This is a genomic window from Stenotrophomonas sp. FW305-C-20-S1 (genome assembly GCF_058783335.1).
The window spans coordinates 1-13,524 of record NZ_JBYTEK010000064.1; the positions used below are offsets into that span (position 1 = coordinate 1).

Annotated in this window: 11 protein-coding genes; 2 read left to right on the forward strand and 9 right to left on the reverse strand. The window is 68.8% G+C overall.

Translation table 11 applies throughout. The annotated features are described in order from the left end of the window. Positions 1-202 precede the first annotated feature (202 nt). The 9 genes from AC3WTC_RS19980 to AC3WTC_RS20020 form a co-directional block, all read right to left on the reverse strand. On the reverse strand, positions 203-967 hold the full coding sequence (locus tag AC3WTC_RS19980) for a 2,3-dihydro-2,3-dihydroxybenzoate dehydrogenase (RefSeq protein WP_032975332.1): 765 nt from the start codon (positions 965-967) through the stop codon (positions 203-205). Next, positions 958-4,836: an amino acid adenylation domain-containing protein gene (locus tag AC3WTC_RS19985; RefSeq protein WP_492712378.1), complete on the reverse strand. Its 3,879-nt coding sequence runs from the start codon at positions 4,834-4,836 to the stop codon at positions 958-960. The genes AC3WTC_RS19980 and AC3WTC_RS19985 overlap by 10 nt, the downstream gene beginning before the upstream one ends. Next, positions 4,833-5,090: a phosphopantetheine-binding protein gene (locus AC3WTC_RS19990; protein WP_100436432.1), complete on the reverse strand. Its 258-nt coding sequence runs from the start codon at positions 5,088-5,090 to the stop codon at positions 4,833-4,835. The genes AC3WTC_RS19985 and AC3WTC_RS19990 overlap by 4 nt, the downstream gene beginning before the upstream one ends. Continuing rightward, positions 5,090-5,722, reverse strand: coding sequence for an isochorismatase family protein (locus AC3WTC_RS19995; RefSeq protein WP_025878587.1), 633 nt, complete (start codon positions 5,720-5,722; stop codon positions 5,090-5,092). Before AC3WTC_RS19995 ends, AC3WTC_RS19990 begins: the two co-directional genes overlap by 1 nt. Beyond that, positions 5,722-7,374 carry a (2,3-dihydroxybenzoyl)adenylate synthase gene (locus AC3WTC_RS20000; protein ID WP_492712379.1) on the reverse strand — a complete coding sequence of 551 codons (1,653 nt, stop codon included), beginning with the start codon at positions 7,372-7,374 and terminating at the stop codon, positions 5,722-5,724. Before AC3WTC_RS20000 ends, AC3WTC_RS19995 begins: the two co-directional genes overlap by 1 nt. After that, positions 7,371-8,564, reverse strand: a complete 1,194-nt coding sequence (locus AC3WTC_RS20005; RefSeq protein WP_492712381.1) for an isochorismate synthase — start codon at positions 8,562-8,564, stop codon at positions 7,371-7,373. The genes AC3WTC_RS20000 and AC3WTC_RS20005 overlap by 4 nt, the downstream gene beginning before the upstream one ends. Next, positions 8,561-9,757 (reverse strand): MFS transporter, encoded by a 1,197-nt coding sequence (locus AC3WTC_RS20010; RefSeq protein WP_336028973.1) that lies wholly within the window; start codon positions 9,755-9,757, stop codon positions 8,561-8,563. The genes AC3WTC_RS20005 and AC3WTC_RS20010 overlap by 4 nt, the downstream gene beginning before the upstream one ends. 152 nt (positions 9,758-9,909) lie before the next feature. Next, positions 9,910-10,239 carry a DUF3817 domain-containing protein gene (locus tag AC3WTC_RS20015; protein WP_223485807.1) on the reverse strand — a complete coding sequence of 110 codons (330 nt, stop codon included), beginning with the start codon at positions 10,237-10,239 and terminating at the stop codon, positions 9,910-9,912. Positions 10,240-10,360: 121 nt separating this feature from the next. Next, positions 10,361-11,296 carry a TIGR03571 family LLM class oxidoreductase gene (locus AC3WTC_RS20020; protein ID WP_492712383.1) on the reverse strand — a complete coding sequence of 312 codons (936 nt, stop codon included), beginning with the start codon at positions 11,294-11,296 and terminating at the stop codon, positions 10,361-10,363. Between the two features lie 54 nt (positions 11,297-11,350). Between AC3WTC_RS20020 and AC3WTC_RS20025 the strand changes: the two genes are divergently transcribed. Both AC3WTC_RS20025 and AC3WTC_RS20030 read left to right on the forward strand, forming a co-directional pair. Then, positions 11,351-11,830 (forward strand): GNAT family N-acetyltransferase, encoded by a 480-nt coding sequence (locus tag AC3WTC_RS20025; RefSeq protein ID WP_492712385.1) that lies wholly within the window; start codon positions 11,351-11,353, stop codon positions 11,828-11,830. 99 nt (positions 11,831-11,929) lie between these two features. Beyond that, entirely contained in the window at positions 11,930-13,453 is a 1,524-nt protein-coding gene (locus AC3WTC_RS20030) for a thioredoxin fold domain-containing protein (RefSeq protein WP_492712386.1), read from the forward strand. Positions 13,454-13,524: the final 71 nt, after the last annotated feature.

The window sequence follows — 13,524 nt, forward strand, 5'->3', positions numbered from 1 at the left end:
GTGTATAAGTCTCGTGGGCTCGGAGATGTGGAAAAGAGACAGGCACTACCCAACGCAAAAGCCCGTCACGTCCGACCGGTGGTAGTGCCGGCCGCTGGCCGGCAACCCACGGCAACGCACAAGCCCATCGCGCCTGCCCCATGGTAGTGCCGGCCGCTGGCCGGCAACCCATGAACCCCGCCCGGCGGTGTGCCCGGCCCCGTCACCCGCGCAGCGTGGCGCCACCATCCACGTACAGGTCACTCATCGCCACGTGCCCGGCCTGCTCGGACAGCAGGAACATCACTGCCTGTGCGATGTCCTCCGGCGTGGCCAGCTTGCGCAAGGGGATGCCCGCCTTGTAGGTGGCCGGATTGCCGGCGATCACCCGTGCCGCGCCCTGCTCGTCTTCCCACATGCCGGTCTGCATCGGGGTCAGCGTGGAGCCCGGCGCAACGATGTTGCAGCGGATGCCCAACGGTGCAAGCTCCAGGCCCAGACAGCGGGTGAACATCGTCGCCGCCGCCTTCGAGGCGGCATAGGCGGCCATGCCATGCCGTGGCACGCCCGCCGCGTTGGAACTGACGGTCACGATGGCACCTTGCCGGCGCGGCGACATCACCCGTGCCAGTGCGCGGCCCACATGGAACACACCATCGGCATTGACCGCGAACACCCTGCGCCAATCCGCGTCACGGGTGTCCACGACCTCACCGACATGCAGCACGCCCGCCACGCTGGCCGCCAACATGATCGGTCCCACCGTGGCTTCCACCTGGTTTACCAGCGCGTCCACGGCCGCGCCGTCGGTGACGTCCAGTGCGAAAGCCTGCACGCGACCATCGTCGGCTGCCAGCGCAGGTCGCTCGCGATCGGTTGCCACGACCCGGCACCCTGCGTCCAGCAGTTGCCCCACCAGCGCCGCACCGATACCGCCGGCTGCGCCGGTCACCAGCGCCACATTCCCTTCAAAACCCGTCAGCTGCATGTTGCACTCTCCTGTTGCCTGTCCCACTGCTGCAGCCGCGCCGACAACCACGGTGCCAGCTGCGCCACCGCATCACGCCCGGTCAGTTCGGCGTGCAGGAACGGCAGCTCGATGGCATCCACCTGCAGCGCATGTGCCTTCCATAGCGCGGACTGCAACTGCGGCCGTGCCTGATGATCGCGTCCGGCCCGCACATGCGCCAGCGTTCCGACGAAGGGTCGGTGCTGGTGTTCGCGGATCAGTCGATTGGTTCCGGTCACCGCCCGTACCACGCCGTCGAGCACCACCTCGGGCAGGCTGCCCAGCGCGCTGCCGCCGCGCCGCAGGAAGGCGAGGATGCGCTCGCGATCGTCCAGTTCCGGATGCGCGTCCGGGTCATGCCCGGCGATGGCCAACAGCGCCCGCAGCGCCGCGATCGGGTCGGGCTCCGGTTCGGCACGCCAGCATTCGCTGGGATAGGCATCGAGCAGCACCAGTTCGCCGACCTCGCGACCGATGTCGTGCAGGCGCACGGCCATCGCCTGCGCGAGGATGCCCCCCACCGACCAGCCGAGCAGATGGATCGGCCCCTGTGGCTGCAGCGTGATCACCCGCTGCACATAGTCGTTGGCCATGGCCTCGATGCTGCCTGGCAGCGGTTGCGTGGGGTCGAGCACGGGTGACTGAAGCCCGTACACCGCGCGCGTTGGCTGCAGCGCCCGGGCCAGTGCGCGATAGTTCCAGGCAATGCCGCCTGCCGGGTGCAGCACGAACAGGGGGGCTGCGGTTGCCTCGTCGGATGCCGACAGCGCAATCACCGGCCCCAGCGCGTGATCGGCGCGTGCGGGCGGCTCGGCAATGCGTGCCGCCAGCGCGGCTACGGTCGGTTGCGCGAACAGCGCACCCAGCCCCAGCTCGCAACGCCAGCGCTGCTCGATGGCCAGCAGCAGGTGCACGGCTGACAGGGAGTCGCCTCCGATGCTGAAGAAATCCACATCAACCGCCACCGGCAGTTCACGCCCCAGCGCCTGTGCAAACAGCCCGGCCAGTTCCTGCTCCAGCGGCGTGCGCGGCGCCTGCCCGGCGGCCTCTTGCTGCCGTGGTTTCGGCAGCGCAGACCGGTCCAGTTTGCCATTGGCGGTCACCGGCCACTGATCCACGCCCACGAACGCAGACGGCACCATGTAGTCCGGCACCCGCGCCAGCAGATGGCTGCGCAGCGCCGCTGCATCGAGCAGCGCCGTCGGCACATAGGCGACCAGCCGCGCCTCGCCGGGTAGATCATCGCGCAACAGCACTTCCACCCGGTCCATTCCAGGCAGCTCGCGCAACGCTGCTTCAATCTCGCCAAGTTCGATGCGCAGGCCGCGCAGCTTTACCTGATGGTCGCTGCGCCCCAGGTACTCGACAGCACCGTCGCCCCGCCAGCGTGCCACGTCGCCGGTGCGATAGATGCGCTCACCCGGCAGGAACGGATCCGCCAGGAAGCGCTCGGCCGTCAGGTCGTGGCGGCCGAGATAGCCGCGTGCCAACTGCACACCGCCGAGGTACAGGTCACCGGCCACGCCCACCGGCACGGGCTGCATCCGTGCGTCCAGCACATACAGGCGGGTGTTCCAGACCGGGAAACCGATCGGCACCGGGCGCGAGCGGTCATCGGCCGACGCCGGCCACCAGCTCACATCCACTGCCGCTTCGGTCGGCCCGTAGAGGTTGTGCAGTTCGGCATGTACCCGCGCATGGAAGCGGTCGCGCAGTGCGGCATCCAGCGCCTCGCCACTGGTGAACACGCGCCGCAGCCGCAGGTCCTGTGAGGCCGGTGCAGCCAGGAACGCATCCAGCATCGACGGTACGAAATGTGCGGTGGTGACACCATGGACGCGGATCAATCGCGCCAGCTCGGTCGGGTCGCGGTGTGCGTCCGGCCCGGCCAACACCAGCGTCGCGCCGCACAGCAGTGGCAGGAAGAATTCCCAGACCGATACGTCGAACGTTGCCGGGGTCTTCTGCAGAATCCGGTCGTCGGCACCAATGCCATAGTGCTCGCGCATCCACAGCAGGCGATTGACGATGGCGCGGTGTTCGATCACCACGCCCTTGGGCTCGCCGGTCGAACCGGAGGTATAGATCACATAGGCCGCATCGTCGCCCATCGGGCCCGGCCAGGGTGCGGCAAAGCTCACGTCGGTCCACTGCTCCGGCGGCAGCACCGGCACATCTGAAAGACGGGATTGCACGCTGGCCTCTGCCAATACGCAGACCGGCTGCGCCGACGCCAGGATGCGCGCCAGGCGCTCCGCGGGATGGGCAAGGTCCAGTGGCAGGTACGCGCCGCCTGCACGCAGCACCGCCAGCAACGCAATCACCAGTTCCAGCGAACGCGGCAGCGCTACGGCAACGACCGTGCCCGGGCCCACGCCCAGCGAGCGTAGCTGCGCGGCCAGGGCGAAGCTGCGCGCCTCCAGCGCAGCATGGTCCAGCGTCGTATCGCCGAACACCAGCGCCGCTGCCGACGGATCGCGGTCCATGCCCTGCTGCAGCAGTTCGACCAGGGTCGTGTCAGGCAGCGCATGCGTGGCGGCATTGAAACCATGCACGACCTGCTTCGTTTCTTCCGGCGTGGCCAGTGGCACCGTCGCGATGTCTTCGGCCAGCAGCGCGGCCGACACGAAATGCAGCAGCCGCCGGGCATGCGCCTTCATGTCATCCAGGCCATACAGGGCCGGGTTTGCTTCAATCTCCAGATCCAGCAGGGTCTGTCCATCGCCACGGAAGCCCAGTGTGAGGTCGTCAACCGGGCCGGTGCTCAGCACTTCCAGTGAGGCCTGCACACCCGGCAGCGCCAGCGGCTTGTAGAACGGCTGTACGTTGATCAACGGCCCATGCAGACGGTGCTGTGCACCGACCAGGCCGAGGTCACGACGCAGCTGTTCGCCACGGTAGCGCCCATGCTTGCGGCTCTGGCTGAGCTGGCGCCCGATGCGCCGGCAGAATTCCTCGACGCCGCCCTCGCCGCCCGCTACCCGCAGCGGCAGCACGTTCATCACCATCGCCGGCACCCGCGCCGCCGCGTTGCCAAGCCGCGCCATGTACGGCACCCCGAGCACGACTTCCTCGGACGCACTCATGCGACGCACATACTCGGCGGCCAACGCGGCAAGCACATCCGGCCACGGCTGCAGCCACGATGCCGAGACCTGCAGCAGGCGCTCGCGCAATGCGGGGTCCACCGGCTGCACCCAGCGCAGTGCATCGTCACTGGCCGCGGCGGTGCCGGCCAGGCCGGTGGAGGCCGGGGCGCCCTGCAGCGCCTGCAACCACCACTGCCGGTCGACGTCGCGGCGCGCATCACTGCGGTAGCTGGCATCATCGGCCAGCACGCCCGCCAACCCTGGCAGCGCACTACCGGTGCGGCCCGCATACAGGGCGCAGACGCGGTCAGTGAACAGCGCCATGCCATAGCCATCGGTGGCCAGGTGATGCACGCGCAGGTACCAGGCCCAGCGCTGGCCACCCAGGTCGAACAGCACCTGCTGGCTCAGCCGGTCGCGGGTCGGGTCGACCGCGCTGCAGCGGTCAGCAAGCATCGCCGTACGCGCCGTCTGCTGCGGATCATCGGCCGCGGCGACATCGCGCAGCTGCAGCAATGGCACCCGCGCGGGCTCGTGCCACTGCACGGGCTGGCCGTCCTCGGCCTCGGCGAAACGCAACGCCAGCGCCTCGGCCTCGACGGCGGCCTGGTTGGCGGCAGCGGTGAACGCCGGCACATCCAGCAAACCCTCGATCCACACCGCGTGCGCGGTATTGAATGCAGGATTCTGCGGTGCCAGCCGCTGGGCAAACCACAGCCCTGCCTGCGCCTCGGTCAGCGGCAGCGGCGATCCGTTCATGCCGTCTGCGCGGCCTGCAGCTGCTGCACCACCGCCCACCACTGGCGCAGCGTGGTGTGTTCAGCCAGCTGCGCGAACTCCAGTGGCAGCCCGGTGTTGCCCCAGGCCAGCACCAGCCCCAGCATGCGCATCGAATCCAGATCCAGATCGATCAGGTTGTCATCATCGCCGATGTCAGCCGCTTGGCAGTCCAGCACGCGGGCGACGTCGGCGCGCATGCGCTCCAGGGTCAAGGTTTCGGTCGTCGCGTTCATCACATTGCCTCCAGCAGCTGGTCGGTGGTCATCGGTACGCCGCAGGTGCGGGCGATCCAGTGCAGCGCCTGGTCATGGTCGGCACGCGAGAAATCGGCCACGGCATCGGCAGCGATGAACGTCTCGATGTCACGCTGGAACGCCTCCACCGCCGTCGCGGTGCATCCGATGTGCGCGTAGACGCCGGTGATCAGCAGCTGGTCGCGGCCGCGCACGCGCATCAGCGTTTCCAGATTGCTGCGCTGGAACGCGCTGTAGCGGTGCTTTACCAGCACATGCTCGCCCGGCTGCGGCGCGAGTGCGTCGATGATCGGCTCGTGATCGGCACGCCGGCCCATGCCCGGGCCCCACAGGTCTGCCTGCAGGCCGCGGTCGCGGCGGTCCTGGTCGCCGTGCTGGGCGGTGTAGAACACCGGAATGCCGTGCGTACGGCAATGTCCCAGCAGGCGCGCGATGTTGTCCACCGCCGGCTGCAGCGGCGCGTTGCCGGCGTCGAATGCGGCGAGGAAATAGCGCTGCATGTCGTGTACCAGCAAGGCAACACGATCACGCTGGGGGCGCCAGGCGCCTCGCGCCTGCGGCAGTTCCGCAGCGGTCGGCAGGGAATACGGGGTAATGCGGGGCAGCGCCATCAGCGCGTTCCTCCTGTCTGTTGCAGATGACGCGCGCGCAGCTGCGCGCGCAGTTCGCGGCGGCTGATCTTGCCAACCGCCGTGGTGTCGAAACTTTCCACGAAAACAATCTGGTCGGGCACCTTGAAGGCGGCCAGGCCACGCCCGCGCATCCACGCCTTCAGCGCCGGCGCCTTGATGGCCTCGCCCTGCTGGATCACGAAGGCACAGCTGCGCTCGCCCAGGTAGTCGTCAGGAATGGAGACCACGGCGGCATCGAATACGCCAGGATGGGCCAGCAGATGGTCTTCGATCTCCTCGGCGGAGATCTTCTCGCCCGCCCGGTTGATGTGGTCGCCGGCACGGCCCTGCACCACCAGATAGCCGCCGGGCAGCTGCTGCACGCGGTCGCCGGTGCGGTAGAAGCCGTCGTCGGTGAACGAGCGCGCGTTGGCCGCCGCGTCATTGTGGTAACTGCGGATGGTGTACGGACCGCGCGTGAGCAGATGACCGACCTCGCCTTCGGCAACGGGCTGGTCGTGGTCGTCGACCACGCGCACTTCATCATCCTCGCTGATCGGCCGGCCCTGGCAGGCGACGACCAGGTCCTGCGGGTCATCCAGCCGGGTGTAGTTGACCAGGCCTTCGGCCATGCCGAACACCTGCTGCAACGTGCAACCGAGGCCATCGATGACCCGCCGCGCGGCTTCCGGCACCAGCTTCGCTCCCCCGACCTGCAGCACCTGCAGGCTGGACAGATCGTGCCGGCTGGTCGCCGCCGCCTGCGCCCACAGCAGCGCCAGGGGCGGCACCAGACCACAGCAGGTCACCTTCTCGCGCGCGATCAACGGAAATGCCGCATCCGGGCCGGGGCCCGAGCTGAGTACCACGCGGGCGCCGGCGTACAGCGCACCGAAGAAACCCGGCGAACTCATCGGGAAATTGTGTGCTGCCGGCAGCGCAACCAGGTACACGCTGTCGCGGTCGATCCCACAGATTTCGTTGCTGGCGCGGAACGAGTAGATGTAATCGTCGTGCGTGCGCGGAATGAGCTTTGACAGCCCGGTGCTGCCGCCGGAGATCTGCAGGAACGCCACCGACTGCGGATCTGGATCGGCCGGCAGCTGGCTGCGATCGCCCTGCAGCGATTCCAGCGCGACGAACTCGGCCGCATCGCCGTCGATCAGCACGTGGCGTACCGCCGGCACTTCCGCCTGCAGCGCGCGCGCCAGGCCACGATGATCGAAGCCTTCATGGACATCGGTACTGATGTAGGCACTGGCCTCGGCCTTGCGCGCAAAGTGGGCCAGCTCGGTGATGCGATGTGCCGGCAGCGCGTACACCGGCACCAGCCCGGCGCGGAACAGGCCACAGACTGTTGCGATGAAACCGGCCGTATTGCCCAGCTGCACCAGCACGCGCTCGCCGGGTTGCAGGCCCAGCGCCAGCAGCCCGGCGCCGATGCGCCCGGCCTCATGCCAGAGCTGCGCATAGCTCAGGCGCACATCGCCAGCCACCACCGCGATGTCATCGGCATGGCGCTCGGCGCGTTCGCGCAGGAAACCCGGGAAGGTTTCGCCACGCCAATGGCCTGCGGCCCGATAGCGCGCGACCAGCGCTTCAGGCCATTGCTGCTGCAGCGGCAGGCGCAAATCAACGGTGGACGGCGTCATGCGGATACCTCGATCAGGGACAGCGGGTCCTGCACGCCCAATGCGTTCAGCAGGGCAGCAAACTTGGCGGCGGTTTCGGCCACTTCGGCCTCGGGCTGCGAGTCGGCGACGATGCCGGCGCCGGCATACAGGCGCAGCTGGGTGCCCTGCAGGCGCGCGCAGCGGATCGCCACATACCAGTCGCCGTCCCCTTGTGCATCCAGCCAGCCCACCGCACCGGCATAGAAGCCGCGCGGCACCGGTTCCAGCGCACGGATGCGCTGCAGTGCCTGCAGCCGCGGGGTACCGCAGACGGCCGGGGTGGGATGCAGCTCGGCCAGCAGGGTCGCCGCCGACGTAGCAGCGTCCTTCAGCGTGGCGTGGATGCGCGTACCCAGATGCCACATGCTGGCGGTGGCGTGCAGCACCGGGCGAGGCTGCGCTTCGATGTGACTGCACCAGGGCGAGAGGCCATCGACAATAGCTTCGACCACATGCCGGTGTTCGTCATGATCCTTCGCCGATGCCAGCAACGCCTGCGCGGCGCGCTCGTCCGCAACCGGATCGGCACTGCGCCTGGCCGAACCGGCCAGCGGATGCGACAGCACCTGCGCACTGCGTTTGCGCAGCAGCAGTTCCGGTGTCGCCCCCACCAGCCATGCCGGCGCCTGGCCAACGTCCACCGGCAGCGGCACGGCGTAGGTCGCCACCGAAGGATCGGTGCCGAGGCGGGCCAGCAGCATTTCCGGTGACAGCGCCTGCTGCGTGTGCGCCAACAGGCTGCGCGCCAGTACCACCTTGTGCAGCTCCGGGTCCGGCGCGCGCATCGCGCTGACCGCGTCGGCCACGGCCGCTGCATACGCCTGCGCCGAGGGCTCGGCAGTCAGCGCTCCGGACAGCGCCGGCGCCGCCTGCGACTGCACGGGCAATGCCGGCAGCAGGCGCTCGGGCTGGTACAACGCATCATCGGCGCGCGGCTCGAACGGCACCGCGCCGACCAGCAGGCCCGGCCCACCGCGCTGCTGCGCGAAGAACGTCGCCACGCGCTCGGCCAGCGTGGCCAGCACACCGGTCGGCAAGGGTGCGCGGCAGCCGCGCGCGTGCATCTGCTGATCGGCCTGCCGCAGCAGGAACAGCGACGCTTCGGCGGTGGGCTCGGGCAGCATCGACGCAGCCTCCGGCCACGCGCCCTGCATCAGGGAATCGTTCATGGGGTCTCCTTCATCCGATACGCTGCTGCCAGCACGCACAGCACCAGCAGCAGCACGCCGACCAGCAGGTAAGGCAGGCTGGCGCCGCCGCGATACAACAGGGTGCCGAGCATCGGCCCGGCCACCATGCCCAGCCCCTGCGCCGCCGCGACGGTGCCGGCCGCCGCCCCCTGTTCGTGCGCCTGCACCGCGTCGGCGGCCAACGCCTGGAACGAGGGGAACACGAAGCCCATGCCGAACGCTGCAAGCGCGTAGGCCGCCGGCAACTGCCAGGTCTGCTGCACCGCCGCCACCGACGCAAAGCCGATGCCTGCGATCAGTGCGCCGAGGATGATCCAGCGCCGGGGATGCACGTCCAGTTTCATCACCAGCCCCTGCGCGAGGATCAGGCCCACGCCGACTGCAGTCAGTGCGATGCCGGCCATGCGTGCACCTTCGGCTGCGTCCAGGCCGAAGCGGTCGATGGCGAAGAAGCCGACCGTGACCTGGGCGATGGTCACCGACACCATCGCCACGAACGCGGCCATCTGCGGCAGGCGCAGCCGCCGGTCGAGGCGCGACAGCGGTACGCGGTTGCGGCTGTGTGCGGCTGCCACCGGCGGCGTGGCCGGCAGGCGCCAGGCCAGCAGGCCCAGCGCGAGCAGCGGCAACAGCGCAGCCACGTACAGCGCCAGCGGCAGGTTCTTGTAGGCAAGCCATCCGGCAGCAGCCGGACCCAGCACCATCCCCAGCGCGTTGGCGCTGCCAAGACGGGCGAGGAATTTCGTACGTTGGCCGGTGGGTGCCTTGTCGGCGATCAGCGCGGCAGCGGTCGGCGGCACAGCCGCGTAGAACAGGCCGATCAGGCCACGCGCACCGACCAGCACCAGCACCGAGACCAGCACCGGCGGTATTGTCTGCAGCGCGACATCGATGAACACCGCCAGCGCGATGTAGACCACGGTGTAGGCACTCATCGCCAGCATCAGCACGCGCTTGCGGCCGATGCGGTCGCTGAGCTGGCCCCAGGGGCGCGCGGCCAGCATCCACAACACGCCTGCAGCAGTCACCGATAGACCGGCATGCCATTCGGACAGGCCCAGCAGGCGGACCACCGGGCCGATGACGGCGACGAAGGACATCATCGCCATGGTGCCGATCAGGGCAGCCAACACCAGCGCCGGCAAGCCGGGAACCACGGGACGTGCATGCATGGAACACCAACCGTAACCAGGGAGGGAACGCCGGGCGCATCCGCACCCCGCGCGACGTCGCCCTGTCAGGCGGCGACGCCATCCTTAAATGATAACGGCTCGCATTTGCATTTGATACCCATTCGCTTAACGGGCACGCACCTGCGGGTGCATCACTGCCCTGCGCGTACCGACAGCAGGCCGCGACGCTTGAACCACCACTCCAGCGGCAGGGTCACCAGCGGCGGAATCGCAGCCAGCAACGCCAGCCCCGTTGCCCACCATGGCCAGCGCAGGCGCAGCGCCGCAAACAGCGTCACCGCCACGTAGACCAGGAACGCCACGCCATGCAGCGGCCCGAACAGCTTCACCAGCGCGACGTTGGCCTGCGGGCCGTACTTGAGCCACATGCCGGCCAGCAGCCCGGCCCAGGTGATGGCCTCGATGAAGGCGACGACGGCGAAAAGGCGCCCGGTCGGGTGCAGCGGGTTACGGTGGGTCACGCAGGGCTCCAGCGCTGGATATCAAATGCGAATGATACGCAGATGCGAACGATCCGAACACCGAGGGTAGCGCCGGGCCATGCCCGGCGAACGGTGGAGCTCTGTCCACCAAGGTGGACACCTACCGACGCGTATCGGGCAGGACGTGCTCGCCGATCTCGCCCAGTACGTCGTCCACCGGCCGGCCGTTGTCCACCAGGTTGAACATCACATGCGCCACACCCTGCGCGTGTACGCGTTGCAGGTACGCGCGCAGGCCATCGCGGCCCACCTTCAGGCCCAGCGGCAGCGGCTCCGCCGGCGCAGTTGGATCGGCCTGCAGGTCCAGCAGCATCGACTGCACGAATGGCTTGGGCGCGCCGCCGCTCTGGGCCAGCGCCTGCTGCCACAGACCGATGCGCCCTTCCTGCGCGGTCTCTTCGCGGTGATAGGTCGCCCAGCCTTCGGCCTCGCGTGCGATCCACTGCAGGCTCTGCCGCGCAGTACCGACCACCAGCATCGGAACGCGCCTTGCCGGCTTAGGAAGTACGTCGTATCCACCGGTTGCCTGCAACACCGGCGCGCGCTCGGAGGGTTCGGGGGACAGCGCCGCACGCAGCAGCGACCAGCGCTCGCGGAAGGTGCCCGCCCTGCCCTGCAGATCTTCGCCGAAGGCCGCGAACTCTTCTGGTCGATCGCCCGAACCCAGCCCCAGCACGAAGCGTCCACCGCTGATCCGGTCCAGCGTCAGCGCCGATTTCGCCACCTGCAGCGGTTGCCGCAACGGCAGCACGATGGCCGCAGTGCCGATCACGATGCGCTCGGTCGCCGCGGCCAGCATGCCCAGCCACAGGAACGGATCATCCAGCGCACTGGCGGTCGCATCCGGCCCCTGCGGCACCATCAACGGCACATCGCGGGTCCACAACGCGGCAAAACCCAGATCGTCGGCCAGCCGCGCGACGCGGCGCGCCTCCAGTGGATCGGCCAGGCCGTGTGCGGCCACCGGCGTCATCAGGCCAAGGCTCAAGCCCTGCTCTGGAAACAGACGTACATGGGCAGGATTGAAATCAGTCATGCCGCCAGCTTAGCGTGGGGCATTGATGGCGTCCCACAACAGGAAGTACAGCGCATGCTCAGGATCCGTCCCGCCCACGTCGATGACCTGCCCGCGATCAGCGCGGTGTGCATGGCGGCCTTCACTGCAGCCGTTGCGCCCATGCTTACCGCCGAGGGCATCGCCACCTTCGGCAACGTGGCCGCAGCCAGCGCCTTCGCCGAGCGCCTGCAGGGTGACAACCACATCCTGGTGGCCGAACAGGAGGGCCGTGTGGTCGGCGTGGTGGAACTGAAGGCGGGCCAGCACCTGGCGATGCTGTTCGTCGCGCCGGAGCTGCAGGGGCAAGGCATCGGTCGTGCCCTGCTGCAGTCGGTGCTGCCGCAGGTACGCGGCCCGCAGATGACCGTGCGCGCCTCGCTCAACGCGGTGCCCGCCTACGAACACTATGGGTTCGTGCTGGATGGCGACGTCGGCGAGTACCACGGCCTGATCTACCAGCCGTTGGTGTTGGCGGTGCCCGCTCCGGTGGCTGCGTCCCCTGGTCCGCACTGATACCCCGCCCACATGCCGTGCTGCGCGTGCGACATAAGCAAACTGCATCAGCCAGCACCCCGACCGTTCCTACAATGGCCCACCACCCTGTCCTTCGAGATGCTGCCGATGCGCGTCGCGCTTTCCCTGTTGCTGTTGGCCTCGGCCCTGAGCGCCTGCTCCCCCGCGTCCGCGCCGGTACCGACGGCGAAGGCGGCATCGACCGCCCCGGCCTCCGCCATCGCCTGGCGCCAGGGCGATGTGGATGATGCGTTCAACGAAGCCGCCGAGAGTGGCAAGCCGGTGCTGCTGTACTGGGGCGCGGTGTGGTGCCCGCCGTGCAACCAGCTCAAGGCGGGGCTGTTCAAGGATCCGGCCTTCATCGCACTGACCGGCAAATTCGTGCCGGTCTACCTGGACGGCGACGAAGAAGGCGCGCAGGCATGGGGCGAACGCTTCGGCGTGCGCGGCTATCCGACCCTGATCGTGCTCGACCCGCAGCGCAACGAAATCACCCGCGTGGCCGGCGGCAACGACGCGGCCGAACTGACCCGGGCCCTGACCGTCGCCGCCAGCCGCCGCAGCGCTGTCGCCGAAACACTTGCGACCGCGCTGGCGACGCCGGCCACGCTTGGCGCCGAAGACTGGCAGGTACTGGGCGATTACGGCTGGGAGGTGGATGCCAACCGCCTGGCTGGCAAGCGCAGCGCCCAGGACGTGCTGCAGCAGCTGGCCAAGGCCGCACCCGAGCCTGCGCTGCAGCGTCGCTTCGCGCTGCTCGCCTTGGCTACCGCCGAGAAACCGACGGCAGCGCCCACCCAGGTACGCGAACTGTTGCAGGCGGTGCTGGCACAACCGGCGGAGGTACGTCGCAACCGCGAGTTGCTGGGGTATGCCGGCGCCGGGCTGGTCAAGCAGGCCAGCGCTGGTCCGGCCAGCAGCAATGCCCTCGGCCAGCAGTTGCTGGTCGCGCTGGAACGTGCCGATGCCGCGCGTGGTGATCGCGCAGACGATGCCTTGTCACGCGCGTTGACCGAGTTGGCGCTGGCGCGCCAGCAGCAGCCCGAAGGCGCGCTGTCGGCAGCACTGGTGCAGCGCGTAAAGCAGCGCGTGGCCGCCGCCGATGCCGCAGCCACCGATGCACACGCGCGCCAGGCCACCATCAGCAGTGCCGTCTACGCGCTGCGTCAGGTCGATGATGATGCAGGCGCCGAGGCCTTGCTGCTGGCAGAGCTGAAGCGCAGCGAGCAGCCTTACTACTACATGCCGGAGCTGGCCGAACTGGCCGAGCAGCGTGGTGATAGCGCCGGCGCCCTGGAATGGCTGAAGCGTGCCTATGAAGGCGCGCAGGGCCCTGCCACGCGCGTGCAGTGGGGCGTGCTGTACGTGGAAGGCCTGCTGCGGCTGGCACCCGATGATGCACCGCGTATCGAGCAGGCCACCGAGGCCTTGATCGCTGAGCTGGACAAGCAGCCGTCCGGCTACCACCAGCGCACGCGCCAGCGCTTCGAACGGCTGGCCGGGCAGCTGCAGGCGTGGAGCGCCAAGCACAAGGGTGCGGACACGCTGGCGCGGCTGCAGCAGCGGATGCAGGCGGCCTGTGGTGATCAGGTTGATAGCGGCTGCAAGGAATGGCTGAGCTGACGCCAGACGCAGGATTCGACGGATACAGGTAGTGCCGGCCGCTGGCCGGCAGCCCCGACCATCACCAGCTG